Source organism: Calidithermus chliarophilus DSM 9957 (genome assembly GCF_000430045.1).
GTDB classification, from domain to species: domain Bacteria; phylum Deinococcota; class Deinococci; order Deinococcales; family Thermaceae; genus Calidithermus; species Calidithermus chliarophilus.
In genome coordinates, this window is the sequence record NZ_KE387023.1 from 1,156,436 (window position 1) to 1,183,346 (window position 26,911).

Genomic DNA, 26,911 nt, shown 5'->3' on the forward strand with positions numbered 1-26,911 from the left:
GCTGAAGGGGAAAGGGGCTGATAGTTGATAGCCGGACGCTGAACGCCGATAGCCGATAGCCGGATGCTGGGCGCGGGTCGTACGTCGTACGCAAGACGCCAAACGCCAAACGCTAGACGCAAAACGCAAGACGCAAAACGCAAGACGCCTTGTTCCCCCCTTAGCAAGGGGGGCCAGGGGGGATACCCCCTCCCCGCGGGCGGGGAGGGAAGGGGAGGGGTCAACCACAGGCCACACGCTGACGGCTGATCGCTGACCGCTGAAGGCTGATAGCTAACCGCTCCCCCCATGCGGGGATTACTGCCCCGCAGTCAAGGGGTTATCCAGCACCAGCACCGCCTCGAGCGAGCTGGCGGCCATACTGCCGACGATGAAGACCGAGTAGACGCGGCCGGGCTCGAGCCGCACATCGGGGAGGTTGAGGGTGGCGGTGGCGGTGCCGGTGGGGCGCACCTCGAGCTGGTAGCTGCGGGCGGGGATGGCGACGTAGGGGGTGGCCTCCCCGAACTTCAGGTTGTTGCGCAGGAGCAGGGGCTGTTCGCCCGGCACCACCGCGTCCACGGGGGGTGCGTCGGGGGAGGCGTGGACCAGCCGCACGTTGGCGCTGCCCTCGGGCGGGGTGGCGATCTCGTCGAGGAAGAGCCGGGCCTGCACGTCCTTGGCGAGGCCCACAGCGGCCACGGTGTAGCTGCGCCCGGCCTCGAGCGTCACCCGCGTGTCGATGAGCCGCGGCGTGACCTGCCCGGCGGGCATCACCCAGACCTGGTTGACCCCGCCGCGCACCGTGAGGTAGGCGCCGACGTTCTTGTAACTCACCCGGCTCAGCACCCGCACCCCGTTGACCCACACGTCCACCGCCGGGGCGTCGGGGGAAAGGTGGGCGACGCGCAGCCGGGCCTGGTTGCCCTGCACCAGCCCCAGGCCCGACCCCAACACCAACAAACCCACGAATAGCAGCAGAATTCGCTTCATGGAGAATCCTCCTCGAGGCCGGCGCCACTCCAGCTTCACCGAGCTTAGCCGCCCTCCCGCGCCCGGCGGCTAGGGTTGGGTTACAAAAGGGGGGTCGATGGTCGATGGCTAAACGCCTAACGCCGAACGCCCAACGCCCAACGCCCAACGCCGAACGCCCAACGCCCAACGCCGAACGCCCAACGCCCAACGCCCAACGCTCTTCCTCTCCGTCCTGGCCGGCGGGGAGGGGGTATCCCCCCGGCCCCCCTTGTTAAGGGGGGAACAAGGCGTTTTGCATTTAGCGTTTGGCGTTGGGCTATCGGCTATCGGCTATCGACCATCGCCATCAAACCCTATACCTCCACCGCATCACCCACTTCATCCCGTGCAGCACCCACGTCACGATGCGCCCGTACCAGCCGCGGGGCAGCCAGGCCGGGCCGGTGATGGGGATGAGGCGCTCGAGCGCCACCGTCTGTAGCTCGGTGAAGCGGTAGAGGCCCTCCTTGCCGTGGCGCCGGCCCAGGCCCGAGGCCTTGAAGCCGCCCATGGTGGCGTCCATCGAGATCCAGGCCGCGGCGTAGGCCTCGTTGACGTTGACGGTGCCGGCCTGGATGCGCGAGGCCACCGCGCGGCCTTTAGCGAGGTCGCGGGTCCACACGCTGGCGTTGAGGCCGTACTCGCTGGCGTTGATGCGCTCGAGGACCTCCTCGAGGTCGCCGTAGGGGTAGAGCGCGACCACCGGCCCGAAGGTCTCCTCGTTGTACACGCGCATCTCGGGGGTGACGCCCTCGAGCACCGTGGGCTCGAAGAACAGCGGCCCCAGGTCCGGGCGGGCCTTGCCCCCCGTGAGCACCTTCGCGCCCTTCGCCACCGCCTCCTGCACGTGGGCTTGCACCAGCTCGAACTGGCGGGCCACGGTGAGCGAGCCGATCTGGGTACGGTGGTCGAGGGTCGAGCCCAGCCGCAGGCGGCTCACCTTCTCCACGAAGCGCCGCTTGAAGGCCTCGTAGACCGACTCGTGCACGTAGATGCTCTCGATGGAGACGCACAGTTGCCCGGCGTTGGTGAAGCAGCCGTCCACCGCGCCCTTGACGGCGGCCTCGAGCGGGGCGTCCTCCAGCACCAGCATGGGGTTCTTGCCGCCGAGCTCGAGGTTGGCCCCGATCAGGCGCTCCCCGGCCTGCCGCGCCACGACGCGCCCGGTGCGGGTGCTGCCGGTGAGGGCGATGAAGTCCACCGCGCCCACCAGCGCCGAGCCCACCTCCGCCGCGCCCGTCACCACCTGCATCAGGCCCGGGGGCAGCCCGGCCTCTTCCATCAGGCTCAGCACCCACAGCGCGGTGAAGGAGGTCTGGGGGTCGGGCTTGAGCACCACCGCGTTACCGGCCATCAGCGCGGCCACGGGCTCGCTCACCGCCATGGTCAGGGGGTAGTTCCAGGGGCAGATCACCCCCACCACGCCCACCGGGTGGCGGTACTCCCAGGTCACGGTGAGGCCCGCGAAGGTCCCCCCGGCCCGGCGCGGGCGCAGCCACCCCGGGGCCCGCGTGGCGTAGTACTGGGCGTTGATGGCCGAGTCGAGCAGCTCCTCCTGGGCGTGGCGGCGGGCTTTGCCGGCCTCGAGCTGGGTCAGGTCGAGGCCCTGCTCTTGCCTGGCGAGCAGCAGGTCGTGGAAGCGCAGCAGCACGCGGGCGCGTTCCCTGGGGTCCACCTTGGCCCAGGCCGCCTGTGCTTCCCTGGCCCGCTGCACCGCTGCCGCCACGTCGGCGGGCGTGCAGATGGGCAACTCGGCCAGCACCTGCTGATCGAAGGGCGAGCGCACCGCCTCGAAGACCCCGCTCTGCGTGGGCACGCGCCGGGCCAGCCGCGCGAAGAACTCGGGGTTCAGACTGGCGCTGGGCCCCGAGCGGGGCGGATTAACGATGGGCAGGCGTCCGGTCTCGATCACGGGCATCTCCTGAAAAGGGTTCTGCCCTCATGGTGGGGTGAAATTTGGTCCGAGTCAAGCGAGTTGGGGGAAATGGCGTGGGGGACGGTGGGGGATGTCGGTGGCCGATAGGCGATAGCGGGTCGTACGTCCTACGTCGTACGCCGAACGCCGAACGCCGAACGCCAAACGCAAGACGCAAGACGCAAAACGCAAGACGCAAAACGCAAGACGCCAAACGCCAAACGCAAGACGCGGGGCGCCTTGTCACCCCCCTTAGCAAGGGGGGCTGGGGGGGATAAACCCTCCCCGTGCGCAGGGAGGGACAGGGAGGGGCCTACCACGAGCCACAAGCCTCCCGCTGACGGCTGACTGCTGACGGCTTCCCACTCTACGGCAGGCTCACCGTCTTGCTCTGCACCGGCGTGCACAGGATGGGGCCGCAGACGCGGGCGCTCACCTCCACCGCGTAGGGCTCCTCCTTGGCGTTGATCAGGTCGTTGATGGCGGTGTCGATGGCCTTGTAGAGGCCGCTGGTGGTCTTGTCGATGCCGATGGCGGGGAGGGGGACGCCCAGGTAGTTGCCCAGGGCGGCGGGGGCCAGCGAGAGCACGACCTTGAAGGCGTTCTCGAGGATGCGCCCGGCCTGGCGGAAGAAGTTGCGGTCGGGGACGTAGACCGGGAAGGTGGCGGTGGCGGGGTTGCCTGAGGAGAGCGGGCTGTCGCCGGTGATGACCCGGGTGCGGTTCTCGTAGCGCGGCTGGAGGATGGTGCCCACCGGGGTGCGGTAGAAGAGGGTGACGGTGTACTCGGCGCGGGTGCCGTCGCGGGCGGCGGTGGGGTAAACCACCAGGGTGCAGACGTTGGCGCCGTACTCGAGCACCGGCCCGGGGCGGTTGGACTCGCCCACGCAGGCCAAGTTGGTGCGGGGGGCGGCGGCGTAGGCGGTGAGGTACTCGGGGTCGGCGCTCGTGCGCGGGGCGCAGCCCAGCAGCAGCCCGCCCAGCAGGCCCAGGGTCAGCAGTCGCTTCACGGAGTCATTATGCCTGTTCGCCCCTGAGCTTTGGGTTTGATACCGGGTTCAAAAAGATAATCATCCGATCCGAAGAGCCTCGGAGGCTATCTTTTCGGACCCCAGAGCACACCCCTCCCTGGCGGTCGGCGAAGCAAGCGTATCCCTTCCAAGGGGCGCTACCGCCCTCCGCCACGCGGATAACTTCGGCCGGCCGCCCCGCCTTGGCGGGGCGGCGCCGCCGAACGGTGACGAACCGACCGAATCGGGTATGAGCCGTGGAGCGGGTGCAAATCCTGAGCTTTGTACTTGACATTTTGAAGCGTTCTCCCTACACTCTGCCCAGCTACGCGTTAGCGTGGCTCAACCGACAACGCACTCGTTCTCTTATCCAGAGCAGCGGAGGGAATCGGCCCGATGAAGCTGCGGCAACCCGTAGGGGCGTTCAGCCGGCAAACTGAACCGTCTCTACGTAGGTGCCAATTCCGACCCGGTGTTGGGTGGCCGGGGGAGATGAGAGAAGGGGAGATCCACCGGCCTGCCAAGCCCCCCTTCCATGCTCCGAGAACGAACGAGGGAAGGGGGTTTTCCCTTTCCCGCGCGGCCTTCGGTTCGGTAAAGGAGGCGGAAAGTGGAAGAGCTGAACCTCGAGCACGACTATTGCTGCCCCGGCTGCGACACCCAGCCGCAGGGCGCGGACTTGGGACGCCGCACCGTGATCGGCGGGATCGCGGCCCTGGCGGCCAGCAGCCTGGGGATCGCCCAGGCCAAGAAGGTAAAGATCGGCACCTGCGGCCAGTTCCTCTGCCTGGTGCCCTACGAGGTCGCCAAGCGCCGGGGCTACTTCCAGGAGCAGGGCCTCGACGTGGAGATCATCTGGGCCAAGGGCGGCACCCAGGCCTTGCAGTTCATGATCGGCGGGGCGGTGGACTACTCGGCCACCAGCCTCGACGCGGTGCTGCAGGCCCGCCAGCGCGGGGCCAAGGTGGTGCAGGTGGCCTCCTCGGGCCGGCTGCCGCTGTTCGCGCTGGCGACCGCGCCCAAGACCGCCGGGGCCATCCAGGCCGTCAAGGACCTGGCCGGGCGCACGGTGGCGGTCTCGGGGCTGGGCAACGCCGACCACCTGATGCTGCAGTACCTGCTCAAGCGGGCGGGCGTGGACCCCAAGGGCGTGCAGTACGCCACCATCGGCACCAACCTCTTCGAGGCCCTCAAGCAGGGGCAGGTCGAGGCGGGCATGGTGCAGGAGCCCGCGCTCAGCCTGCTCAAGGAGGCCGGGGGGCGCGAGCTCGTCAACCTGATGGACTTCAACCAGGCTAAGGCCTTCATGGGCGGCCCCTACGCCTTCATGGGCCTCAACATCCGCTCCGAGGAGCGCGACGCCCGTGCGGGGGAGATCCGGCGCATCGCCAAGGCCATCGAGAAGGGTATCCAGTTCGTGCAGACCGCCAGGGCCAACGTGATCGTGGACTCGCTGCCCAAGGAGCTCATCGTCGGCGGGGACCGCAAGCAGCTCGAGGCCATCATCGACCGCTACCGCCGCTCGCTCTACCAGTCCAGCCTCAAGCTCGACCGCGACGCCGCCGAGCGCACCGTGGACATCCAGCAGGCCGCCGGGGTGCTGCCCGCGGGGTTCAAGGTGGACGAGGCGCTGGACTTCGGGATTCTGGGATAGACATGTTGCACATCGAACACCTGAGCTTAGGCTACGGCCCCACGCCGGTGCTGCACGACCTGAGCCTGAGCCTGCGCCCCGGCGAGTTCGCCAGCCTGGTGGGGCCCTCGGGCTCGGGCAAGAGCAGCCTGCTGCGGGCCATCACCGGGCTGCTGCAGCCCCAGACCGGCAGGCTCGAGCTGGGCTGGAAGCCCGAGGAGGTGGGCTTCTTGTTCCAGGACGACGCCCTGCTCCCCTGGCGCACCGCGCGGCAGAACGTGGCGCTGGGCCTGAAGATCCGCGGGGTCGAGGCCAAGGAGGCCGAGCGCCAGGCCGAGGGCTGGCTCGAGCGGCTGGGCCTGAGCGGGCTGGGCGCGCGCTACCCCCACCAGCTCTCGGGCGGGCAGCGCAAGCGGGTGGCCTTGGCCCAGGTGCTCGCCCTGCACCCCCGCCTGCTGCTGATGGACGAGCCCTTCGCCTCGCTCGACGCCATCCTGCGGGCCCAGATCACCGAGGACCTGCTGGAGTGGGTGGAGCGCGAGGGCATCAGCGTGCTGCTGGTGACGCACGACCTCGAGGAGGCCCTGGCCCTCTCCGACCGGGTCTACATCCTCTCGGGCGGCCCCAAGGCCCGCATCCTGCGCGAGTTCGCCGTGCCCTTTGAACGGCCCCGCGACCCGCTGGTGGTGCGGGCCGACCCCCGATTCGGGCCGCTGCTGCGCGAGCTGTGGCAGACCCTGGAGGTGGCGGTATGGTCGTGAGGAAGGAGGCCACGCCCCCCAACCCCACCCCCTCGCGCAAGCGCTCCTGGCTGCGCCCGCTGGCCCTGCTGGTGGTGCTGCTGGGCTGGGAGGCCCTGGCCGCGCTGGGCCTGCTCAACCCGCTCTACGCCTCCTCGCCCAGCCAGATCGGGCGGGCGCTGGTCGAGCTCTTCGCCACCGGCCAGATCTGGCCGCACCTCGAGGCCACCTTCGGCGCGGCGCTGTGGGGCCTGGGCCTGGGCGTGCTGATCGGCGGCAGCCTGGGCCTTCTGGCCGCGCTCGTCCCCTGGGTGGGGGAGATCCTCGAGCCCTTCATGCTGCTTCTCAACGCCATCCCCCGCATCATCCTGGCCCCCTTGCTGGTGATCTGGTTCGGCATCGGCCTGGCCTCCAAGGTGGCGCTGAGCCTGCTGTTGGTGGCGGTGCTGATCTTCTTCGCCGTCTACACCGGCATCCGCGAGGTGGACCCCCGGCTCGTCGAGCGCATCCGCACCCTGGGCGGGGGGCGGCGGGTGCTCTTGCGCGAGGTGTACCTGCCCTCGGTCACGAGCTGGGTGCTCTCGCAGCTCAAGGTGGCGGTGGGCTTCGCCTTCACCGGCGCGGTGGTGGGCGAGTTCGTGGCGAGCTCGAGGGGCCTGGGCTACTTGCTCAACTTCGCCCAGCAGAACTTCAACGCCTCGCTCTCGCTGGCCCTGATCAGCCTGATCGTGGCCTTCGTGCTGCTGTTGTTCGCCGCCTTCGGAGCGCTCGAGCGGCGCCTGCTGGCGTGGCGCTCGAATCGCTGATCCGACTTCTTGCAGAAGTCGCCGATAGCGACGCCAGGCACGTTAGCTCGAGGCGGCTCGCGGGTACTCGTGCAACCGGGAAGAAGGGAGCCTCGAGGCTCCCTTCTTCGCTTTTGGCGCGATTGCGCTCCGATGCGGCTAGGGCACGGTGAAATTGCCTTGCAGAAGGGCCCACTTGACGTCTGTGCCGTCCAGGCGGGGAGGGTACAGCGGGTGGAGGAGCCCGGTACGGTAACCCAGGCTCGCGGTGCTCGAGTTCAGGAGGGTGCCTACGCTCTGGTTACTCAGGAAAGCCCCCAGAAGGTAACTGGCCTGCTCTCCGGAGAGGGGTTTGGCGCCGCCGAAGCCGGGGAGGGAGGTCAGGTCGGGCAGGGTATACGAGGTGGTAGAGCCGATCCAGCCCTTGCTCACGAAGGTCTGCCAGATAGCTCCAGTTCCTCCGGGGAAGCCCGGCAGCCCCTCCCAGAGGTACAGCACCGCGTAACCGCGGAAGTCGGGATCGCTGACTAGGTGACTGATGGGGAAGGTAGGCAGCTTGGCCAGGGTCACCGTGGTACCCGTGGGTATGGGCGCGGGCAGCGTAATGCTCTCGGTTGCGGGATTGGCACGTACCTTGATGTGGGCTATCTCCCTGCCGCCGGATCCTCTGGCGATGGCGTAGATCCAGTGCAGGTCGCCGGGGATGGTGCTTGGCACCTTGTTGTAGCTGCCGGAGGTTCCCGAAGTGCTGTTGAGAAGGGCTGTATAGACTCCTGAGCTGCTCAGGAAGTAGCTGCCGAAGTTGACGCTGAAGCCGGCGGGCAAGCTGGCGGAGAAGTCGGAAACGACGCCGGTAGCGGGCACGTCTGCTGCGGTAAAGTTGATGTCCGCGACGATGGGAGCTGTGACGTTCAGGCCGCGGAGAACCTTGACCCCCACGTAGTTGCCGCCGATGTCTTGCGCGACGGCCACCAGTTCCCGGTTGCTACCCACGGCGCTGCTGATTTCGTAAGGCCCGGTAGCGCCGGAGAAGAATTTCAGGTCCGTGTCGGAGTACACAGTCAGGGAAGTGCCGCCCACCGCGCTGAGGTTGTAGTTGCCGGAAACCTTGGCCGCCGAGCCACTGAAGGCCAGGGGGCAGAACACCTTGAGGGCGGTGGCCTCGGTGGTGGTGGCCTGGTAGGTCGTGGCCTTCATGCTCGAGGCCTGCACGCCCGTGGGGCAGTTCACGGTAAACCCGTAGCGGGTCTCCCCGGAGGGCACCGTGAACGTGTACTGCCCGATGCCGCTGGGTGCTAGCGCCTGCCAGGCCCCGGAGCCCGTCTGGTAGACGGCGGCCTGGCCGGTGACCGGATTGCCCTGGGAATCGACTACGTTCACCGTCACCTTTGTCCCGCTAGGGGCGGGTGTGCAGGCAGCCAGAGCCATCAAACCCGTCAACAAAAGCACACGCCAAACTTGCATTTCTTCATACTCTCCTTTCTGTCCTTCACGTACTTTTGGGGCGATAGTGGGCAGGGAAGCCTGTGTCCTGCTGTGGTGACCCAGGCGCTTTGCCCATGCGTTCATTGTGGGGTATCACCGTTACGCCGGTGTTACCCCGTCCTTCACCCTCCCTGATCCGCCAGGAGACGATTTGTGCCGAGTGGAACGCTATTCCGTACCCACCCTGCTGCTTCAGAAATGTAAACGAAGCTCCATTTGGAGCTGCGCTATCCTGCCCGTATTACCAGCACCGGCACCGGGCTGCGGTGCAGCACGCCCGAGGTCACCGAGCCCAGCAGCAGCCGGTCAAGGCCGCCGCGCCCGTGCGAGCCCATCACGATGAGGTCGTGGCCCTTGGCCGCCTCGAGGATCTGCTGCACCGGGCGGCCCTCCTCGAGCCGGGTCTGGGCCTCGACCCCTTCCTCGCGGGCGATCTGCGCGGCGCGCTCGAGGGCCTTCTCCCCAGCGGCCTTAGCCTCGCGCGACCAGTCCTCGTAGTAGGGGACGGTCTGGGTGCCCACGAAGGGCATGAAGGCGATGGGCTCGTTGACATAGAGGATGCTCACCGTGGCCCCCAGGCGCTTGGCGAGCTGGCAGCCCTCCCGGACGGCCTTCTCGCTGGGTTCGCTGCTGTCGGTGGGAATCAGGATGCGCTGATACATGGTTTTAGTATGCCTTATACCCGATTCGAAAAGATCATCTCAAAAGTCAGAGGCTATCTTTTCGGACCCTAGAGCACACCCCTCCCTGACGGTCGGCGAAGCAAGCGTATCCCTCCCGAGGGGCAGCACCGCCCTCCGCCACGCGGATAACTTCGGCCGGGCTGACCGAATCGGGTATTAGCCGGGGCGATTCGCTCGAGGGGGCCCACTCCCGGCCAAGGGTTGCCGCATTTGGCCTCGAGCACGGGACTCTGGCGACGAGAAGCGTGCAGGACGGCACAAAGTTCGCTTGAGAATAGTAGCATTTGACTGTACAATGGCGCTCGAGATGCTGGCGATGAAGCGCAAAATCTTCTGGCTCGAGCCCGCCCACCCCGCCCTGGTGGAAGACCTCCAGCGCTGGGTGGCGGCCAGGATCGGGACCAGACCTGAGCATTCGGCGGTTATCCGAGCGGTCTTAGACTGTATCGCCGAGTGGGCCAACCCCAAACATCCCGACTACGGTTGGTTCGTCGAAACAGCCAGTGCACAACACACCTTGCGGGGCCAGGAACGGCAGCCCCGCAATTATTACGTCTGGCCGCGCAACTTCATCCAACTGCGCCAGGTGACCGCCCAGCTCGCCGAGCTGGGTGTTCTCGTCGACGAATCCATGCTGGTGAGGCTGGCCCTCGAGCGCATCGCCACCCGGTTCACGAGTGGCGATCGCCTGTTTATCTCGGGGTTCAGCAAAAAAGTCGAGCAGAACATCGCCCCCAAGGGACGCGCCAGCACCGCCGCCCTTGGGGGTGCCCAATTGCCCATGGCCAGCGACTAAACCCGGTTCGGGTTGGAGGGGGGAGGCTCGAGCGGCCTCCCCTCCTTTCATGCCCCGCCCCTCCTGCGCCACAATGGGGCATGATCGACGTGAAGCAGGCCGTGCAGGTGGCCAACGAGTACATCCAGAGCCTCTTCAGCGAGCGGCAAATTCCCGAGCTGCGGCTCGAGGAGGTCGAGATGAGCCAGGACGGGGCCTACTGGGAGGTGACCCTGAGCTTCGTCGTGCGCGAGCCCACCGCCTACTTGAGCCTGGGCGACGCGGCCCGGACCCGCGAATACAAGGTCTTCCGCATCAACGCCGAGACCGGGCAGGTGCAGAGCATGAAGATCCGGAAAGTGTAAGCCGGTTATAGCCCTAATTAGCCTTAGCCACGTGGTAGCGTGGCTATTGATATGAGTGAGATGGTTCTCTTCTATCAATTGGTTATCTTTGCGATCGTATTTGCGAGCAGCTTTGGGGGAAGAAAGTTACTGCTAAGTACCACGATCGGCTTCGCTGTCTTTACAGCGACACACATATTTATGCCATGGCTGATGGTTCTACAGTTTACTACTATTTTTCTTGCCTATTCCCTAGGATCAGTCGTTGCTAAATCCAGGGCTTCCTAACTCAAGACCCCGTCCCCGAGTAATGCCGCAGCCCGAACAGCCAGAAGCGATAGGCCACCAGGAGCAGCACCAGCGCCACCGCAGGCCCCGCCCACACCAGCCAGCCCACGTCCCGCCCCAGCAGGTAGCTCGCGGGGTAGAAGGAGGCGAAGCCGTAGGGGATCAGCCAGGTGAGGGCGGCCTGGATGCCCTTGTGGTACATGGAGAGGGGGTACTTGGCGAACTCGTGCATCTCGTGGACGGCGCGGGTCACGGGGACGCTCTCCACGATCCAGAAGGCAGTGGTGGCGGTGAGCAGGTTGAGCGCGATGAAGATGGCCCCGCCCGAGAGCACGGCCAGCACGGCGTAGAGCACGTACAGGGGGAGCAGCGGGATGCCCAGGCTGGCCCAGGCGCTCACCACCAGCAGCGTGCCGATCACGAAGTTGCCGATGCCGTCGTGGTTGAAGCGGTCGGCGAGGAGGTGGAAGAGGGGGTCGATGGGGCGCACCAGGAAGCGGTCGAAGCCGCCGCTGCGGATGTACTGGCGGCCGATGGTCCAGAGGTTGTCGGCGAACATGTGCTCGATGGAGCGGCTCGCGGTGAGCAGGCCGTACACCAGCAGCAGCTCGTCGAAGCTCCAGCCGTTGAGGCTGGGCACCTGGCGCATCACCACCCAGAGGGTGGCGATCCCGGCGGCCTGCACGAAGACCGTGCTGCTGGCACCGATGAGGAAATTCAGGCGGTACTCCAGCAGCACCTTGAAGCGCTGGAGCAGAAACAGCCCGTAGAGCGAGGCGTAGCGGGCCACGCCTAACCCCCCTGCACGGTGACGGCCCGCACCGCGCGGCTGAAGACCCACCTCGAGGCCACCGCCAGCCCCACGATCCAGGCGACCTGGCCCAGGAAGACCTGCGGGGCCTGCGAGACCGGGGTGATGCCGGCCAGGAAGGAGACCGGGGTGTAGACGATCTGGTGGAAGGGCAGGATCTGGGCGAACAGGCGCAACCCCTCGGGCATCATGTCGAGGGGGATGAGGGTGCCGCTGAAGAAGAGCTGGATGGCGAAAAGGGTCACGCCCAGGCCCCAGACCTCGGTGGTGTAGAAGGCAAAGCAGCCCAGCATCCACTCGAAGAAGAACATCACGCTCGCGCCCAGGAAGAACGACACCGCGAAGCACGCGTAGGCCAGGGGGTCGGCGGGGGGCTGCAGGCCGTAGAGCAGGGCCAGCAGCAGCAGGGGGGTGCGGGAGAGGAGCCCGGTGAGCCAGTTGCCCACGCTGAAGGCGTAGAGCATGCCCTGGAAGTCGAGGGGGCGCAGCAGCTCGAGCGCGATGCGGCCCTCGCGCAACTGGTAGCCGAAGGTCCAGAGGATGCCGCTCTCGCCCACCCCGGCGATCACCTGGGCCAGCAGGACGTAGTTGAGGGTCTGCTGAAAGCCCAGCCCCGCGATCTGGTCGGCCTGGGCGTAGATGGCCTTCCAGAAGAACACGAAGATGGTCATGGCGACGGCCGAGGTGAAGAGGTTCATCCAGAACCAGATGTTGTAGGCCAAAAACTCCTTGGCGGCCATGCCGCTGAAGCCGGTGTAGCGGGAGAGCAGGCGGCGCAGGGTCATACCGGCCTCGCTTCGCTCAGGGCCCCGCCGTAGATCTGCTTGACGATGCTGGTGAGGTCGGGCTCGGAGAGGGAGAAGTCGAGGACCTCGAGCTGGCCCATCACCGCCGCCGCGACCTGCGAGGCGCTGGCGCGGGTGCGGTCGAAGCGCAGCTCGAGCCGCCGCTCCTCCTGCCCCACCACCTCCGCGCCGGGGGGTAGGGTGAGGGGGTGCTCGAGGGGGCGGGCCGTCTCGAAGGTGATGCCCCGGTACTTCCCGAAGCGCTCGCGGATGGTGGCCAGCGGCCCGTCGTAGATCACCCGCCCGGCGTCGATGATGATGACCCGGCTGCACAGCTCCTCGATGTCGCCGAGGTCGTGGGTGGTGAGCACCACGGTGGTGCCCTTGGCGCGGTTCTGCTCCTTGATGAAGGCCCGGATCTTCTCCTTCACCACCACGTCGAGGCCGATGGTGGGCTCGTCGAGGTAGACCACGCGGGGCTCGTGGATGAGGGTGGCGGCCAGCTCGGCGCGCATCTTCTGGCCCAGCGACATCTGGCGCACCGGCTTGGCGAGGAGCTCGCCCAACTCGAGGGTGTAGGAGAACTGCTCGAGCAGCTCCTTGTAGCGCTTGGGCTCCACCTCGTAGATGCGGGCGATGAGGTTGAGCGACTCCACGAGGGCTAAGTCCCACCAAAGCTGGGTGCGCTGCCCGAAGACCACCCCGATCTGGCGGGCGTTGGCGACGCGCTCCTTGTGGGGGTCGCGGCCCAGCACCCGCACCAAGCCGGCGGTGGGCGCCAGGATGCCGGTGAGCATCTTGATGGTGGTGCTCTTGCCCGCGCCGTTGACCCCGATGTAGCCCACGATCTCGCCGGGGGGCACGCTGAAGCTGATGTCGTCCACCGCCACCTTCTCGGCGTAGCGGGGGCGGAAGAGCGCCTTGACGGCCCCGCCCAGGCCGGGGTCGCGCTGGGGGATGTGGAAGACCTTACGGAGGTGGGAAACTTCGATGGCGGGCTGGTTCTGGCTCACGGATCGTGCCTCGCGAAGAAAACGGCGGCCCGAAGGCCGCCCGGTAGCTGCGGGGTTCGGGATAAGGGGGAGATTACAAGGACTCGATCATGGGACCAGCCAAAGCCAAGTGTAGCCCCCGCCCGCCCCGGCCGCAAGCTTCAGGGCACCGCGACCTGCAGCGCCTTGGGGTGGACGCGCACCTCGTAGGTGCTCTGGGTCTGCACCAGCTCGCCGTCGGCGTGGGCGGGGGTGGCGCGGTCGAAGCGCACGGTGAAGGCCCTGCCGCTGAACTCGCGCACCCGGGGGTGGCCCAGGTGCTTGCCGGCCAGCAGGCGGGGCAGGATGCCCAGCACGCCCAGCTTCGAGAACTCCCCCGCCACCACCACGCTCAAGAGCCCGTCGTCGGGGGCGGCGCCGGGCGAGATGGGGATGCCCCCGCCGTAGGTGCGGGCGTTCATCAGCGCCGAGAGCAGGGCGCGGCCCTGGAAGAGCACCTTGCCCTCGGCCTCGAGCACCAGTTCCGGCAGGTTCAGCTCGCGCAGCACGCCGAAGATCGAGTAGAGGTAGCGCGGCATCCCGCGCAGGAAGGTGGGGGCGCTGAGGGCCTTGTGGGCCACCTGCGCGTCGAAGCCGATGCCCACGCTGGCCCCGAAGGCCTCGCCGTTGACCTCGCCGAGGTCGAAGGGGCGGGTCTTGTCGCCCAGGGCCACCCGCAGGCTCTCGGCCAGGCCCAGCCCGCGCAGCCCGGCCATGCGGGCGAAGTCGTTGCCGCTGCCGATGGGCACCACCCCCAGGCTCTTGCCGCCGTGGGCGATGCCCCGGATCACCTCGTGCACGGTGCCGTCGCCGCCCACCGCCACCACCCGGCCCCCCGCTGGGGCCTGGCGGGCCAGCTCGACGGCGTTGCCGGGGGCGCGGGTGTGGAGGAAGACGAGGGGGCGCTCGCCCGCGGCCTGGCGGAGGGCAGCCTCGAGCTGCGCCGCCATGCGGCCCACCCGCCCCCGGCCGGCGGCCGGGTTGAGGATGACGGTGATTGGGGGGGCGTGGCTCATGAAACTGTGGCCGCATTGTATCGCCCGGCGGGCGGTGCGCAAGGGCTTTTGGACCGCCCGGGACAGAGGGCTCTAACGAGGGCCGGGAGGGCCGGTGCTACACTGTTTTCATGATCCGCCCGGTTGCCCGAGAAGACATGCCCCAGCTCCTCGAGCTGCTGCGCTGGATGGACGAGGACCCCTCCCGGCGCGTGCTGGCTCCCGAGGCCCGGCAGGTCGAAGGGCTCTCCTGGGAGATCCTGGGGATGCCCGGCGACGGGGACACCGCCTGGGTGCTCGACGGGGGCGGCAAGGTGCGGGGCTACCTGGCCCTGCACCCCCTCGACGACGAGCTGGCCCTGGAAGGTCCCCTGCTCCTGGAGCCCGACGACCGCCTGCTCAAGGCCGCCATCGCCGAGGCCCGCGAGCGCGGCTACCGCACGCTGCTGGCCTTCCCCGACGAGGCCAACAAGCCCCTGCGGGCCATGCTCGAGGCCGCCGGCTTCGCCCCGCAGCACACCACCTACTTCTACACCATCGGCCGCACCGACCTCGCCTACCCGCCCCCCAAGGGCGTGAAGATCGTGCTGGCCGAGCCCGTCGACCCCGACCACTACCGCGAGGTCTACAAGAACTGCGAGGACGGCTGGAACCAGCGCTTAGCCTGGGAGGACGACGAGCTCGAGGCCTACTTCGCCGACCCCGACGTGAGCCTGTTCATGGCCTACGAGGGCGACAAGCCCGTGGGCATGGCCGAGCTCGAGATGGACGAGGAGGAGGCCGAGATCGCCTACATCGGCACCGTCCCCGATGCCCGCGGCAAGGGCATCGGCCGCGCCCTGCTCGGCCACGCCGCCCGCGAAGCCTTCAAACACGGCGCCAAGCTGCTGCGCGTGCGGGCCCACGACCACGAAAAAGCCGCCCAGGAGCTCTACCGCAGCCTGGGGTTCGCGCTCGAGGAAGTGGTGGTGACGTACGCGCTGGATTTGGAGTGAAGGGGTCGAGGGTCGTCGGACGCTGAACGCGGGTCGTGCGTCGTACGTCGTACGCGAAACGCCAAACGCCAAACGCAAGACGCCAAACGCAAGACGCAAGACGCAAAACGCAAGACGCTTTTTCTTTACCCCCCTTAGCAAGGGGGGCTGGGGGGATAAACCCTCCCCGCCGGCGGGGAAGGCCGGGGTGGGGTGAACCACGGGCCACTAGCTTCCTGTTGACGGCTGACTGCTGATAGCTGATGGTTCTTACCCCACCCGCTCCACCACGAAGCGCCTCGAGGGGTTGACGTACTCCTCCTGGGCGGCGACGAGCTGGATCTCCCGGGTGCCGCGTTCGTGGGTGAGTTCGAGGAGGTTGTACAGCGCCGAGACGCTGTTTTCCAGGCTCACGGCCACGTCCTGGGTCTTGAGGTAGTTGCCGAAGAACAGCGCGGCGATGGCGTCGCCGGTGCCGTTGCGGGGGGGCTCGAGGGGGATCAGGGGGGTGCGCACGACCCAGGCCCCGCCGTCGGCGACGGCCAGGGTTTCGATGTGGCCGTCGGGGGCGTCCTCGCGCAGCAGGCTGGTCACGACCACGATGCGCGGGCCCTGCGGGCGCACCTGGTCGCGCAGGTGGCGGGCGGCCTCGAGGGCGTCGTCGAGGGTCCGGACGCTGTGGCCGGTGAGGAGCTCGAGCTCGAACTGGTTGGGCGTGACGACGTCGGCCTGGGGCACCACCTGGGTGCGCATCACCTCGGGGATCTCGGGGCGCACGAAGACGCCCCGGCCCACGTCGCCCATCACCGGGTCGCAGCAGTACAGCGCGCCCGGGTTGGCCTCGCGCACCCGCCGCAGCGCCGAGAGGATGGCCTCGGCGGTCCCCCCGCCGCCCATGTACCCCGAGAGCACCGCGTCGCACTGCCCCAACACCCCGCGCTCGGCGATGCCCTCCACCACCTCGCTGAGGTGCTCGGGGGGGAAGATGCTGCCCTTCCACTGCCCGTAGCCGGTGTGGTTGGAGAACTGCACGGTGTGGATGGCCCACACCTCGAAGCCCATGCGCTGCAGGGGGAACACGGCGGCGGCGTTGCCCACGTGCCCGTAAGAGACCCACGACTGGATGGAGAGGATGTTGAGCGGCCTGTGCATGGCCCCAATCATAGCGACCCCGCCAGGCGCTCGAGCGCCAGCCGGTAAGTCTGGGCATGGGCCGCCACCGTGGTGCCGGGGTCGCGGTTGTAGCCCCCGCCCATCACGATCACCAGCGGAACCCCCGCCCGCCGCACCCGCTCGAACACGCGACGGTCGCGCTCGGCCAGGCCTTCCAGGCTCAGCCCCAGCCGCCCGAAGCGGTCGCCGGCCAGCACGTCCACCCCGGCGTTGAAGAACACCAGCTCGGGGAGGGAGGCGAAGGCCTGCTCGAGGGCAGGCTCGAGCGCCGCCAAGTACTCCGCGTCGCCGGTGGCGTCGGGCAAGCCCACGTCGAGGTCGCTCTGCTCCTTTTTGAGCGGGTAGTTGCGCTCGGCGTGGACCGAGAGGGTGAACACCGAGGGGTCGTCCTGGAAGATCACGGCGGTGCCGTTGCCCTGGTGGGCGTCGAGGTCGGCCACCAGCACCCGCCCTCCCCAGCCCTCCGCGCGCAGGGCGGCGATGGCTACCGCCACGTCGTTGAACAGGCAGTAACCCTCGGCCCGGTCGCGGTAGGCGTGGTGGGTGCCCCCGGCCAGGTTCATGCCCAGGCCCCACCGCAAGGCGTCACGGGTAGCGGCCAGCGTCCCCCCGGCGGCGTGCAGCGCCCGGGTCAGCAGGCTCCGGGTCCAGGGCAGCCCCACCCGGTGCGACTCCTGCCTCGAGAGCCCCTCCTGCCCTAGCTTCTCCAAATACGCCTGCTCGTGCACCAGCGCCAGCGTCTCCCAGGCGATGGCCGGGGCCTCGAGCACCTCCATCGCGCCCTGAAGGGTCTGTGCGACCCCCGCGTACTTGTACTTGGGGAAGGGGTGATAGTCGGGCAGCTCGAGCGAGCAGTGGGCGGTGGAGTAGCCGCGGAACACGGGTAAACCTTATCCGGTCGGGGCGGGGAGGTCTGTGGGGTTGGATGCAGATTGGGGGAGGATGGCGGTAGCGGATAGCTGGGCGCTGGGCGCGGGTCGTACGTCTGACGCGGGTCGTACGTCGTACGCAAGACGCCAAACGCCGAACGCCAAACGCCAAACGCCAAACGCCGAACGCCAAACGCAAAACGCAAAACGTAAAACGTAAAACGCAAAACGCAAAACGCAAAACGCAAAACGCAAAACGCCCTAGACCTTCGACGCCGGCGGGGAGGGGTAACCGCGAGCCACGAGCTGGCGGCTGATCGCTGACGGCTCCCTCTACCCTCGAGGCCTATAGCTCGACAGCGAAAACGCCAGCCAGCTCACCACCCCGGCGAGGACGGCGGCCAGGAGGAAGCTGCTGCGTACGCCGCCGACCTCGGCTACGGTGCCCAGGAGGATGGGGCCGACCAGGCCGCCCAGGGTGCTCATGGTGGAGACGCTGGCGATGGCGCTGGCGGGGGTGAGGCCGGGGGTGTTGGCGGCGGCGGCGAACATCATGGGGAAGAGGGTGGCCATGCCCCAGCCCATGCAGGCGATGCCCAGCAGGGCGCCCTCGACGCTCTGGCTCAGCACCCCGAGGCCCAGGCCCAGGCCTCCGAACAGCGCGCCGAAGCGCACCACCCGCACCGCGCCGTAGCGGGCGGCGAGCCAGTCGCCGCTCAGGCGGCCCAGCAGCATGACGCTCTGGTGCACGGCGAAGCCCATGGCCGCGACCGACTCGGGCGCGCCCAAGCTGCGCAGGTACACCCCGCTCCAGCCCGGGATCGAGCCGTCGCTGATGGCGGTGCACAAGCCCATCAGCCCCAGGAAGAGCAGCGGCCCCGTGGGCAGCGCGAAGACGCGGCGGATGGGGGGGACCGGGGTCTCGAGCAGCCACCGACCGCCCACGCCCACCGTCGCCGCGCCCACCAGCCCCACCAGCGCGAAGTGCAGCCAGGGCTCGAGCCCCAGCCCCGCCAGCCCGGCCCCCGAAAGCGCTCCCACCAGCGCCCCCAGGCTCCACAGGGCGTGGAAGGTGGAGAAGATGGGCCGCCCGTAGCGGGCCTCGAGCGCCGTAGCCTGCGCGTTGATGGCGATGTTGAGGTAGCTCATCACCAGGCCGTAGACCACCAGGCCCACCAGCAGCAGCGCCGCGCTCGGCAGCAGGGCCAGCGACAGCAGCGCCCCCAGGCCCGCCAGCGCCGCGAGCTGCGCGACGCGGCGGCTGCCGAAGCGGTCCACCAGCCCGCCGCTGGTGAAGCCGCCCAGCAGCGAACCGGCCATGTTGCCCATCAGGACGGTGCCCAGCACCACTGCCCCCAGGCCCAGCCCCTCCGAGACCGCCGGGATGCGGGCCACCCAGGAGGCCGCCACGAAGCCGTGCAACAAAAACAGGCTCGAGAGCGCCCCTCGAGCCCGCACCAACCCCGAATCCAGCGTCACAAAAGCGAGTATAAGTCTCAGGCGGGCCGCGGCCCCAGGTGGCGTGTGGGCGGGGGTTCGGCGGGCAGGGGCCGGCCCTCGAGCACCGCCCGCACCTGCGCCACGCGCTGCTCGAGGCTCCCCCGCACCACGGTGTAGGGGACGCCGCGCACGTCGAGGTCGTGCAGCACCAGCCCCTGCATCCGCCCGCGCCAGGTCTCGTTGTCGCGCCAGCCGTCCTGCTCGAAGGGGATGTCGTCGGCGCAGACGAAGGTGTGGTGGTAGCGCCCGGCGCACTCCCGGGCCAGGGCGTGCAGCTCGAGCAGGGCGCTTTGGTTGTAGTAGTAGCTGAAGAAGAGCGTGGTGAGGGCGTTGGTGTCCACGAAGAGGTAATTTCTGGCCTCCACGGCGGCCTCGTCCTCGAGCTCGCGGTGCCGGTGGGCGACCTCGAGGTAGTCCGAGAGCTCCATCACCCCGCCCCTGCGCTCGTAGTGCTCGCGCCCGTACTCCGCGACCCAGCCGGTGCCGTACTCCTGCGCCATGCGCCGCGCCAGCGTGGTCTTGCCGGTGGACTCGGCCCCCAGGAACACCACCCGCTGCACCGGGGCGTACCAGTGCTGGAGCGAGCGCCACACCCGCTCGTCGAGCCATTCCCCGGCCCGGCAGAACACCTCCCAGCTCTGGCCGTAGTCGGTCCACAGGCTCTGGCCTATTAGCTCCAGCCGCGTCCGGGCTTTGAATTCGGCCAGCCACTCGCGCAGCCGGCTCCCCGAGATGGGGAAGCGCCGCCGCTGGGGGTCGGCGGCGACGTGCCGAGCCCCCAGGTGCCGGGCGAAGCCTTCGCCGTAGCCCTCGCTGGTGTAGACGTGAACGTTCTCCAGGTGGGGCGCGTAGTGGGCCTCGAGCCACCGCCGCACGAACTCCCGGTGGGTGAGGTCGTCGGCGTCGTTGGGCGGGGGGTTTTCGGGGACGTGGACGCGGGCTTGGGGGTAGAGCTGCCGCACCCACTCGGCCCGCACCCTCGAGGGCATCTCGGGGAAGTCGGGGTTGGAGTAGACGAGCACCACCAGGAAGTCGTGGCCGGTGGTGTCCTGCAGGGCCCGCTCGAGCAGGAGCTGGTGCCCCTTGTGCAGCGGGGCGAACTTGCCCACCACCAGGTTGAGGCGGGAAGGGGGGAGGTCTTCGGGCAGGCCCATGCCCTCACGCCCCCGCGGGCTGCTGGCGCCGGGCCCGCCCGTGGCGTTCCTGGCGGCGCCACTCGAGCCAGCCGTACACGCTCATCCCCGCCAGCACGAATTGCAGGCCGAAGAGGCCCCAAAGCCCCAGGTGCTGGAAGTACACCGCCTGCACCGCGTTCACGCCGATCCACACCGGCCAGCTCCACGCCCACTTGCGCGTGGTGGCGAAGTTGGCGACCAACGCCAGCGAGACCGCGCCGAACTGCACCCAGTTCCACGCCTGCGAGAAGTCGGTGACGGCGACGGTGTAGGCGAAGATGGCGAGGCTCGCCACCCAGGTCACGCTGTACCACAAGGGCTCGTTGAAGCGGATCTCGCCCGCGTCGCGCCGCCGCTCGAGGTGCCACAGGTACAGCCCGTGAACCCCGAAGATCAGGTAGGTCACCTGCAAGCCCGCCAGCATCCACTGGCCGCCCGCCGTGAACAGCAGGAAGTAGGGCAGCAGCGATGCGTTGGACCAGTGCCAGTAGGCCAGGCGCTTGCCGAAGAGGAACACCAGCGAGACCACCACGCACAGCGAGCCGGTCCAGTCGAAGGCCCAGGCGGGAACGTCAAAGCCGAAGAGATTCATCATTTGCCTCCTGAGAACTCAGCCGGAAGGTTGGTGTTCGGGTCAATCTCGCCCTTGAAGCCCGGGCCATAGTAGGCCGCGTCCACCGTGATCTGCCCGACGATGTGCCGGTTGAACTCCTCGAGATCCTCGGCCGGCACCCACAGTTCCTGATGCATGCGGGCTCCTGCCGTTTGTACCGGGAAGCGTCTTACGTACGCGTCGTCCACCTCGAAGCGCGTCACGAAGCCGCAGGGCGGGTCGTTGTATTTGGTGTTCCAGTCTCGAGCGATCTGCTCGGCATACTCGAAGTTGAGTACGGGGTAGAAGATGGGCTGGTCGGGTAGGCGCGGAGGAAATGCTCTATAACCCGAAGCGGCGATGAGGCGGAGTTCTTGTAGCCCTACAGGGCGAAACAGGATCATGGTGTCCTCCTAAAGCACCTCGAGCCACTGCGGCGGCACCTCGTCCACCAGCCACACGCCGTTGGCCGAGCGGTAGAAAAGGTGGCCCGCTTCGTGCATCTCCCGCGCCCGGACCCTGAGCAGCACGGGCTTGCCGTGGCGGGTGCCCACCTTGAGCGCGGTTTCCTCGTCCTGCGAGAGGTGGACGTGATGGCGCGACATGCGCTTGAGGCCGCTGGCGAGCACCTGCTCGAGGTTGTGCCGGGCGGTGCCGTGGTAGAGCACCTCCGGGGGGGTCTGGGGCTCTAGCTGGAGGTCCACGGGGACGCTGTGCCCCTGGTTGGCGCGGATGCGGTCGCCGCTTTCGTCGAAGGCGAAGCGCTGCTTGTCGTTCTCGCGCACGACCTGCTCGAGCGCCTCCCGCGAGAGGGGGAAGTACTTGCGGGAGAAGGCCTCGAGCAGCGCCTCCACCTCCACCCAGCCGCCGGGCTCGAGGGAGAGCCCCAGGCCGCCGGGGTCGTGGCGCAGGTGCAGGGTCAGGCGCTTGCTGATGCGTTTGAGCCGTTCGGGGGGGAGGGGGGTCATGGCCGGTCCTTTTTGAAGGTGTAGAGTTCGGCGGGCCGGTAGCCGGTGCCGCTCTCGAGCTCGCCGGTGGGCTCGAGGCGGCCCGAGGCCAGCATCCGGCGGCGGAAGGAGTCCTTGTTGAGCTTGCGGCCCAGGATCGTCTCGTGAACCTGCTGGAGCTGGCGCAGGGTGAAGCGCTCGGGCAGCAGCTCGAAGCCGATGGGGGCGTACTCGAGCTTGCCCCGGATGCGCCGGACGGCCATCCCCAGGATCTCGGCGTGGTCGAAGGCCAGAGGGTGCCGCCTGCTCCTCCCGCCCTCGACCTCGACCGGCCCGCCCGCCTCGCCCTCCCAGGGCACCACCACCCGGAACAGCGCGTTGCCCTCGCGTTCTTGGATGCGGCCCGGCTCCACCAGGGCGTAGTAGGCCACGCTGATGACGCGGGTGCGGGGGTCGCGCTGGGGGGCGCCGAAGGTGTAGAGCTGTTCGAGGTAGACCCCCTCGAGGCCCCCCTTGCTCCGCAAGACCCGCGCCGCCGCCTCGTCGAGCGACTCCTGCATCCCCACGAAGCCGCCCGGCAGGCTCCAGAAGCCTTTGAAGGGGTGTTCCTTGCGCTGGGTGAGCAGCACCTCCAGGCGCCCGGCGCGCAGGGTGAGGATCACCACGTCCACCGTGACCGAGGGGCGGTCGAACTGGCTGGGGTCGTAGCTGGCGAGGAATTGCTGCTCCTCGAGGCGGTTGCGGTCGTTGCGGCGGCTCACGGTGGGCACCTTATATGCAAAAAGCATATATGCAAAACGCATATAAGTCAACTCAGATAACGCTTAGACTTTGGAGCGCACGGGACTGTAACCTGTAGAGGTGCTCACGTGGCGCGATGCTCTGGATATTCTCGCGGTCGCTACGGTCTTCTATTACCTCTACGTTCTCATCGCGGAATCGCGGGCGCTCAACCTGGTGCGGGGGCTGTTGGTATACCTCTTGGTGTGGTTCGTCGCCAGCCGCATGGGGCTCAACAGCCTGGCCTGGCTGCTGGGCAACGCGGCCACGCTGGGGGTTTTCGCGCTGATCGTGGTGTTCCAGCCGGAGCTGCGGGGGGCGCTGGAGCGCATCGGGCGGGGCCGCCTGCAGCGCCAGCCCCTGGCCGACGCCCAGCTCAACGAGCTGGTGCGGGCGGTCGAGCGCCTGAGCGCCCTGCGCTACGGGGCCCTCATCGCCATCGAGCGCCACACCCCGCTGGGGGAGTTCGCCGCCACCGGCGAGAACATCGACGCCCGCCTCTCGGCGCGGCTGCTCGAGAGCCTGTTCTTCAACAAGACCCCCCTGCACGACGGCGGGGCCATCCTGCGCGGTGACCGCGTCCTGGCGGCGGGGTGCGTGTTCCCGCTGTCGGAGAAGCAGGAGAAGTACCTGGGCACGCGCCACAAGGCCGCCATCGGCCTCTCCGAGGTGTCGGACGCGCTCGTGATCGTGGTGAGCGAGGAGCGCGGCACCCTGCGCCTGGCCGACGGGGGCCGGCTGTCGCCGCCGCTGCAGCCGGTGGAGCTGCGCGAGCGCATCCGCGAAGGGCTGCAGATCGCCACGCCCACCCTGGCCGACGCGCGCTTCCGGCTGTGGCGGCCGAAGGAGGAGCGCGAGGGATGAGCCGCCTGCTGCACAACCTCCCGGCCAAGCTGCTGGCCCTGCTGGCTTCGGCCTTGCTGTGGTTCCAGTTGCGCGAGAGCCAGCCGGTGACCGAGCGGGCCCTGACCCGGCCCCTGCAGGTGCTGGGCCTGGCCGAGGACCGGGTGGCGGTGGGCCTGCCCGCGCAGGTGCAGCTCCGGTTGCGGGGGCCCTCGAGGCTCTTGGAGGGCAGCAACCTCAACCCGGTCAACGCCTACGTCGACCTCTCGGGCGTCGACAGCGGCGAGTTCACCCGCGACGTGCGGGTGGGGCTGCCCACCGGCGTCGAGCTGGTGGGCCTCGAGCCCGCCCGCGTCGAGGCCCGGGTCGAGCGCTACGAGGCCAAGACCCTGCCGGTCGTGGCCCAGCACCCCGGCGAGGTGCTGACGGTGGAGCCAGCTATGGTCCAGGCCAAGGGGCCCCTGAGCCTGGTGTCGCAGGCCTACCGCGCGGTGGGCTACGTCGAGGGGGAGGACGAGGTGGTGGTGCTCGTCGCCGTCGACGCCGAGGGCCGCCCGCTCAACGACCTCATCCTCACCCCCGACCGCGTGCGCGTCACCGAGCGGGGGCCGCTGCTCACCCGCCGGACGCTGCCCCTGCGCCTGCAGAAGGCCCCGCAGGGGTGGCGGGTGCTCGAGGCCAGCATCCCCCCCAGCGTCGAGGTGCAGGGCGACCCCCAGGTGTTGCGGCGGCTCGAGCGCGTCGAGGCGAGGGTCCCGCTCAAGGCCGGGCGCTTCGAGGCACCGCTGGAGCTGGTGCTGCCGCCCGGGGTCCAGGCGGTGAACGGGGTTACGGGAACTTTCAGGGTCGAGCGCGTACAATAGGCCGGGGTAAAACCCCGGTCGCTGATAGCCAACCGCAAGGGCTAAGGAGCATTCAAGCTATCGGCACTCATGAAAACTATGGCTGAAATCTACACCGTGCGCCTGTTCGGCGACCCGGTGCTGCGCAAGCGGGCACTTAAGGTCACCGACTTTTCCGAGATCCCCCGCCTGGCCGAGAACATGCTCGAGACCATGTTCGAAGCGCGGGGGGTGGGCCTGGCCGCCCCCCAGGTGGGCCTGTCGCAGCGCCTGTTCGTGTGGGCGGAGTACCTCGACTCCGAGGAGGACGAGGAAGAGGGCGAGGACGCCGACCTCAGGACCCGGGTGCGCGAGACGCACGTGATGGTCAACCCGGTCATCACCTTCCGCGAGGGCCAGCAGGTGGGCACCGAGGGCTGCCTCTCGATCCCGGGCCTTTACTCCGAGAACGTGCCCCGCGACCTGCGGGTGCGGGTGGAGTACCAGGACGAGCGGGGCGAGCCCAAGGTCTACGAGGCCGAGGGCTACAGCGCGGTGGTCATCCAGCACGAGCTCGACCACCTCGACGGGGTGCTCTACTTCGAGCGCCTGCCCAAGGAGCTCAAAGCCCAGTGGCTCGAGGACAACCGCGAAGACTTAGCCCGCTTCCAGAAGCAGGCCAAGGCCTTCCTCAAAGAGCTCAAGGCCAAGGGCTGAAGGCGGGAGGCCCCGGTGAACCCCGCTGAGCCGCCCGCCCCCGGCCCCCGGCGCCGGGTGGCCTTCTTCGGCTCGCCCGCCTGGGCGGTGCCGGTGCTCGAGGCCCTGTACCGCCGCCACGAGGTACTGCTGGTGGTCACCCAGCCCGACAAGCCCGCGGGCCGGGGCTTAGAGCTCACCCCCTGCCCGGTCGCCCGCCGCGCCGCCGAGCTCGGCCTGAGGCTGGAGAAGCCCGCGCGGCTGCGGAAGAACCCCGAGTTCCTCGAGCGCGTCCGCGCCCTCGGCCTCGACGTGGCGGTGACGGCGGCCTACGGCAAGATCCTCCCGGCCGAACTGCTCGCGGTCCCCCGCCACGGCTTCCTCAACCTCCACCCCTCCGACCTGCCCAAGTACCGCGGGCCCGCCCCGGTGCAGTGGACGCTCATCAACGGCGACGCCGAGACGGCGGTGAGCATCATGCAGACCGACGCGGGCATGGACACCGGGCCGGTGGTGAGCAAGTTCCACACCGCCATCGCCCCCCACGAGACCGCCCTCGAGCTCTCCGAGCGCCTGCGCGACAAGGGCATCGAACTGCTGCTGGAGGCCCTGGGCCGCCTCGAGCACCTCACCCTCACCCCCCAACCCCCCGAGGGCACCCACGCGCCCATGCTCGAGAAGGACGACGGCCGCGTCGTGTGGGAGCGCCCGGCCCACGAGATCTACAACCGCCACCGGGGGGTGCAGCCCTGGCCGGGAAGCTGGTTCGAACTCCCAGTGGGTAGCGGTCCGCGGCTCGAGCTTCCGGGGGGTAGCGGTCCGCGGCTCGAGCCTCCGGGGGGTAGCGGTCCGCGGCTCGAGCCCTCAGGGAAGCGGGTCAAGGTGCTGTCCATGCGGCCTGTGGAGGGCAGGGGAGAGCCCGGAGCGGTGCTGGGGGTGGACTCGAGCGGCGTCGCCGTAGCAACGGGGGAGGGGGCCATCCTGCTCCAGCAAGTCCAGCCGGAAGGCAAAAAACCCATGCCCGCCGCCGATTGGGCCCGCGGGGCGCGGCTGGAGGTGGGCTCGAGGCTGGGGTGAAGTAGCAGGGGCGCAACGTGCCGCGTGTGTACGTCGGCTGCTTTGGCTTCACGGGAGGCACGGGTTCAAAAGGCGAGCCACTCAAAAGCGTCCGGGGGGCGGTGCTTGGGGGGTGCTCCGGCAATAGCGCCTCCACGCCAGGCATCCGTCACCGGCCCCCGGAGCAGGCCGTGCTAGCCTCTTTTCAGAGGTAAATCATGCGGCAAATAGCATATGTTTTAACTTTGTTGTCGTTGGCCGCCTGCTCCTCCCCGGCCCCCACGGTCGGTTCCTTGTCCGGCACGGTGCAAGACGGCTCGGGCTCGGCGGTGGAGGGGGCCACGGTGAGCCTATACCAGGCGGAGGCGGCCTCAGCCTCCGCGCAGGTGGTTGGCGCTTTCCAGGCCGTCACGGATAAGGAGGGGAAGTTCCGCTATGACCGCGTGATACCCTTTCCTGTTGTATCCTTCGTTTATGACCGTAGCCGACCATCTAACCTTGAGCGAGCTATGGCGGAGGGTCAAGAAGGCCAAGGATCCGATAGAAAGGACCCGCTTCCTGGCGGTCTACCACGCCAAGCGGGGGCTCACCGCCAAGGAGATCGCCAGGATCACCTTGAACAGCTCCCGCTGGGTGCAGGCAACGGTGAGGCGCTACCACCAGGAAGGCCCCGAGGCCCTAAAAGACAGGCGGCACCATAACCCAGGGCAGAGGCCCAAGCTGACCCCCGAGGAGCAGGCGAGGGTCCTGGAGGCTTTGCAGGGTCCTCCTCCCGACGGGGGCCTATGGACGGGTCCCAAGCTGCGGGACTGGGTGGAGCGGGAACTGGGGAAGAAGGTCTCCCTCTATCCCATCTACCGCCTCTTGCACGAGATGGGCTTTTCCCTGCGCACCCCAAGGCCCCGGCACCGGAGGGCGGACATGGAGGCGCAGGAGGCCTTTAAAAACCCTCCTCGCCGAGGTCCGGCGGGCCAGGGCGGAGGGGCGGAGGGTGAGGCTTTGGGCCTACGACGAGCACCGCCTGGGGCTTAGGCCCGTGTACCGGCGGGTGTGGACCCGGCGGGGGAAGCGGCCTTTGGCGTGGGGCACACACCGGTACCGGTGGTTCTACGTGTGCACCTTCGTGGAACCGGAGACGGGAGAGAACCTGAGCCTGCTGGTAGACGGGATGGACACCGAGGTGATGGGCTGGGTGCTGCGGGAGTTCAGGGCC

The 26,911-nt window shown here is 68.5% G+C and carries 28 protein-coding genes and 1 riboswitch; of the genes, 11 read left to right on the plus strand and 17 right to left on the minus strand.

Annotation, left to right across the window (positions count from 1 at the left end; translation table 11 throughout):
* Positions 1 to 297 precede the first annotated feature (297 nt).
* The 3 genes from MEICH_RS0105530 to MEICH_RS0105540 all read right to left on the minus strand — a co-directional run bounded on the left by MEICH_RS0105530 (position 298) and on the right by MEICH_RS0105540 (position 3,917).
* On the minus strand, positions 298 to 972 hold the full coding sequence (locus tag MEICH_RS0105530) for a DUF4397 domain-containing protein (protein WP_027891790.1): 675 nt from the start codon (positions 970 to 972) through the stop codon (positions 298 to 300).
* A gap of 328 nt (positions 973 to 1,300) precedes the next feature.
* Entirely contained in the window at positions 1,301 to 2,905 is a 1,605-nt protein-coding gene (locus MEICH_RS0105535; protein ID WP_027891791.1) for a succinic semialdehyde dehydrogenase, read from the minus strand.
* 370 nt (positions 2,906 to 3,275) lie between these two features.
* A complete protein-coding gene (locus MEICH_RS0105540) occupies positions 3,276 to 3,917 on the minus strand; it encodes a hypothetical protein (protein WP_027891792.1) in 642 nt (213 codons plus the stop codon).
* 363 nt (positions 3,918 to 4,280) lie between these two features.
* Positions 4,281 to 4,416: riboswitch (SAM riboswitch) on the plus strand.
* Positions 4,417 to 4,527: 111 nt separating this feature from the next.
* Between MEICH_RS0105540 and MEICH_RS0105545 the strand changes: the two genes are divergently transcribed.
* From MEICH_RS0105545 to MEICH_RS0105555, 3 genes are read left to right on the plus strand one after another with little or no spacing between them, the layout of a single operon-like run.
* Positions 4,528 to 5,571: an ABC transporter substrate-binding protein gene (locus MEICH_RS0105545; RefSeq protein WP_245587621.1), complete on the plus strand. Its 1,044-nt coding sequence runs from the start codon at positions 4,528 to 4,530 to the stop codon at positions 5,569 to 5,571.
* A gap of 2 nt (positions 5,572 to 5,573) precedes the next feature.
* Entirely contained in the window at positions 5,574 to 6,311 is a 738-nt protein-coding gene (locus tag MEICH_RS0105550) for an ABC transporter ATP-binding protein (protein ID WP_027891794.1), read from the plus strand.
* Positions 6,302 to 7,096: an ABC transporter permease gene (locus MEICH_RS0105555; RefSeq protein ID WP_084542193.1), complete on the plus strand. Its 795-nt coding sequence runs from the start codon at positions 6,302 to 6,304 to the stop codon at positions 7,094 to 7,096. Before MEICH_RS0105550 ends, MEICH_RS0105555 begins: the two co-directional genes overlap by 10 nt.
* Positions 7,097 to 7,234: 138 nt before the next feature.
* Here MEICH_RS0105555 and MEICH_RS0105560 read toward each other — a convergent pair whose 3' ends face one another.
* Positions 7,235 to 8,455 (minus strand): hypothetical protein, encoded by a 1,221-nt coding sequence (locus MEICH_RS0105560; protein ID WP_027891796.1) that lies wholly within the window; start codon positions 8,453 to 8,455, stop codon positions 7,235 to 7,237.
* A gap of 332 nt (positions 8,456 to 8,787) precedes the next feature.
* Positions 8,788 to 9,222, minus strand: a complete 435-nt coding sequence (locus MEICH_RS0105565; protein ID WP_027891797.1) for a universal stress protein — start codon at positions 9,220 to 9,222, stop codon at positions 8,788 to 8,790.
* Positions 9,223 to 9,538: 316 nt separating this feature from the next.
* Between MEICH_RS0105565 and MEICH_RS0105570 the strand changes: the two genes are divergently transcribed.
* Positions 9,539 to 10,039: a hypothetical protein gene (locus MEICH_RS0105570; protein WP_027891798.1), complete on the plus strand. Its 501-nt coding sequence runs from the start codon at positions 9,539 to 9,541 to the stop codon at positions 10,037 to 10,039.
* Between the two features lie 80 nt (positions 10,040 to 10,119).
* Positions 10,120 to 10,383, plus strand: coding sequence for a hypothetical protein (locus MEICH_RS0105575; RefSeq protein ID WP_027891799.1), 264 nt, complete (start codon positions 10,120 to 10,122; stop codon positions 10,381 to 10,383).
* A gap of 268 nt (positions 10,384 to 10,651) precedes the next feature.
* Here the strand turns inward: MEICH_RS0105575 and MEICH_RS0105580 are convergent, their stop codons facing one another.
* The 4 genes from MEICH_RS0105580 to MEICH_RS0105595 all read right to left on the minus strand — a co-directional run bounded on the left by MEICH_RS0105580 (position 10,652) and on the right by MEICH_RS0105595 (position 14,293).
* Entirely contained in the window at positions 10,652 to 11,440 is a 789-nt protein-coding gene (locus tag MEICH_RS0105580) for an ABC transporter permease (protein WP_027891800.1), read from the minus strand.
* A gap of 2 nt (positions 11,441 to 11,442) precedes the next feature.
* On the minus strand, positions 11,443 to 12,246 hold the full coding sequence (locus MEICH_RS0105585) for an ABC transporter permease (RefSeq protein ID WP_027891801.1): 804 nt from the start codon (positions 12,244 to 12,246) through the stop codon (positions 11,443 to 11,445).
* Entirely contained in the window at positions 12,243 to 13,259 is a 1,017-nt protein-coding gene (locus MEICH_RS0105590; RefSeq protein ID WP_027891802.1) for an ABC transporter ATP-binding protein, read from the minus strand. Before MEICH_RS0105590 ends, MEICH_RS0105585 begins: the two co-directional genes overlap by 4 nt.
* A gap of 140 nt (positions 13,260 to 13,399) precedes the next feature.
* The gene (locus MEICH_RS0105595) at positions 13,400 to 14,293 is read right to left on the minus strand and encodes a diacylglycerol/lipid kinase family protein (RefSeq protein WP_027891803.1); all 894 of its coding nucleotides are present in this window, start codon (positions 14,291 to 14,293) and stop codon (positions 13,400 to 13,402) included.
* A 110-nt stretch (positions 14,294 to 14,403) separates the two neighbouring features.
* Here MEICH_RS0105595 and MEICH_RS0105600 point away from each other — a divergent pair, with 110 nt between their 5' ends.
* A complete protein-coding gene (locus tag MEICH_RS0105600) occupies positions 14,404 to 15,267 on the plus strand; it encodes a GNAT family N-acetyltransferase (RefSeq protein ID WP_027891804.1) in 864 nt (287 codons plus the stop codon).
* Between the two features lie 249 nt (positions 15,268 to 15,516).
* Here MEICH_RS0105600 and pdxY read toward each other — a convergent pair whose 3' ends face one another.
* The 8 genes from pdxY to MEICH_RS0105640 all read right to left on the minus strand — a co-directional run bounded on the left by pdxY (position 15,517) and on the right by MEICH_RS0105640 (position 22,263).
* Positions 15,517 to 16,398 (minus strand): pyridoxal kinase PdxY, encoded by an 882-nt coding sequence (pdxY, locus tag MEICH_RS0105605; protein WP_036218355.1) that lies wholly within the window; start codon positions 16,396 to 16,398, stop codon positions 15,517 to 15,519.
* Positions 16,399 to 16,406: 8 nt separating this feature from the next.
* Complete coding sequence (locus MEICH_RS0105610; protein ID WP_027891806.1) at positions 16,407 to 17,300, minus strand: histone deacetylase family protein; 894 nt, start codon at positions 17,298 to 17,300, stop codon at positions 16,407 to 16,409.
* A gap of 321 nt (positions 17,301 to 17,621) precedes the next feature.
* Positions 17,622 to 18,767 (minus strand): MFS transporter, encoded by a 1,146-nt coding sequence (locus MEICH_RS0105615; RefSeq protein ID WP_027891807.1) that lies wholly within the window; start codon positions 18,765 to 18,767, stop codon positions 17,622 to 17,624.
* 17 nt (positions 18,768 to 18,784) lie between these two features.
* Positions 18,785 to 19,942 carry an AAA family ATPase gene (locus MEICH_RS23750; protein WP_051303938.1) on the minus strand — a complete coding sequence of 386 codons (1,158 nt, stop codon included), beginning with the start codon at positions 19,940 to 19,942 and terminating at the stop codon, positions 18,785 to 18,787.
* 4 nt (positions 19,943 to 19,946) lie between these two features.
* Positions 19,947 to 20,558, minus strand: a complete 612-nt coding sequence (locus tag MEICH_RS23755; protein WP_218916388.1) for a nicotinamide mononucleotide transporter family protein — start codon at positions 20,556 to 20,558, stop codon at positions 19,947 to 19,949.
* The gene (locus MEICH_RS23760) at positions 20,555 to 20,959 is read right to left on the minus strand and encodes a hypothetical protein (RefSeq protein WP_036218358.1); all 405 of its coding nucleotides are present in this window, start codon (positions 20,957 to 20,959) and stop codon (positions 20,555 to 20,557) included. The genes MEICH_RS23755 and MEICH_RS23760 overlap by 4 nt, the downstream gene beginning before the upstream one ends.
* A 9-nt stretch (positions 20,960 to 20,968) precedes the next feature.
* Complete coding sequence (locus MEICH_RS0105635; RefSeq protein ID WP_027891808.1) at positions 20,969 to 21,523, minus strand: RNA 2'-phosphotransferase; 555 nt, start codon at positions 21,521 to 21,523, stop codon at positions 20,969 to 20,971.
* On the minus strand, positions 21,520 to 22,263 hold the full coding sequence (locus tag MEICH_RS0105640) for an NUDIX hydrolase (RefSeq protein WP_027891809.1): 744 nt from the start codon (positions 22,261 to 22,263) through the stop codon (positions 21,520 to 21,522). The genes MEICH_RS0105635 and MEICH_RS0105640 overlap by 4 nt, the downstream gene beginning before the upstream one ends.
* Positions 22,264 to 22,363: 100 nt before the next feature.
* On the opposite strand from MEICH_RS0105640, the gene cdaA reads away from it, so the two are divergent.
* From cdaA to MEICH_RS23765, 5 genes are all read left to right on the plus strand, one after another.
* A complete protein-coding gene (cdaA, locus tag MEICH_RS0105645; RefSeq protein WP_027891810.1) occupies positions 22,364 to 23,146 on the plus strand; it encodes a diadenylate cyclase CdaA in 783 nt (260 codons plus the stop codon).
* Complete coding sequence (locus tag MEICH_RS0105650; RefSeq protein WP_051303941.1) at positions 23,143 to 23,988, plus strand: CdaR family protein; 846 nt, start codon at positions 23,143 to 23,145, stop codon at positions 23,986 to 23,988. Before cdaA ends, MEICH_RS0105650 begins: the two co-directional genes overlap by 4 nt.
* A gap of 78 nt (positions 23,989 to 24,066) precedes the next feature.
* Positions 24,067 to 24,663 carry a peptide deformylase gene (gene def, locus MEICH_RS0105655; RefSeq protein ID WP_027891812.1) on the plus strand — a complete coding sequence of 199 codons (597 nt, stop codon included), beginning with the start codon at positions 24,067 to 24,069 and terminating at the stop codon, positions 24,661 to 24,663.
* Positions 24,664 to 24,678: 15 nt separating this feature from the next.
* Positions 24,679 to 25,719: a methionyl-tRNA formyltransferase gene (gene fmt, locus MEICH_RS0105660; protein WP_051303942.1), complete on the plus strand. Its 1,041-nt coding sequence runs from the start codon at positions 24,679 to 24,681 to the stop codon at positions 25,717 to 25,719.
* A gap of 453 nt (positions 25,720 to 26,172) precedes the next feature.
* Positions 26,173 to 26,730: a winged helix-turn-helix domain-containing protein gene (locus tag MEICH_RS23765; protein WP_245587622.1), complete on the plus strand. Its 558-nt coding sequence runs from the start codon at positions 26,173 to 26,175 to the stop codon at positions 26,728 to 26,730.
* Positions 26,731 to 26,911: the final 181 nt, after the last annotated feature.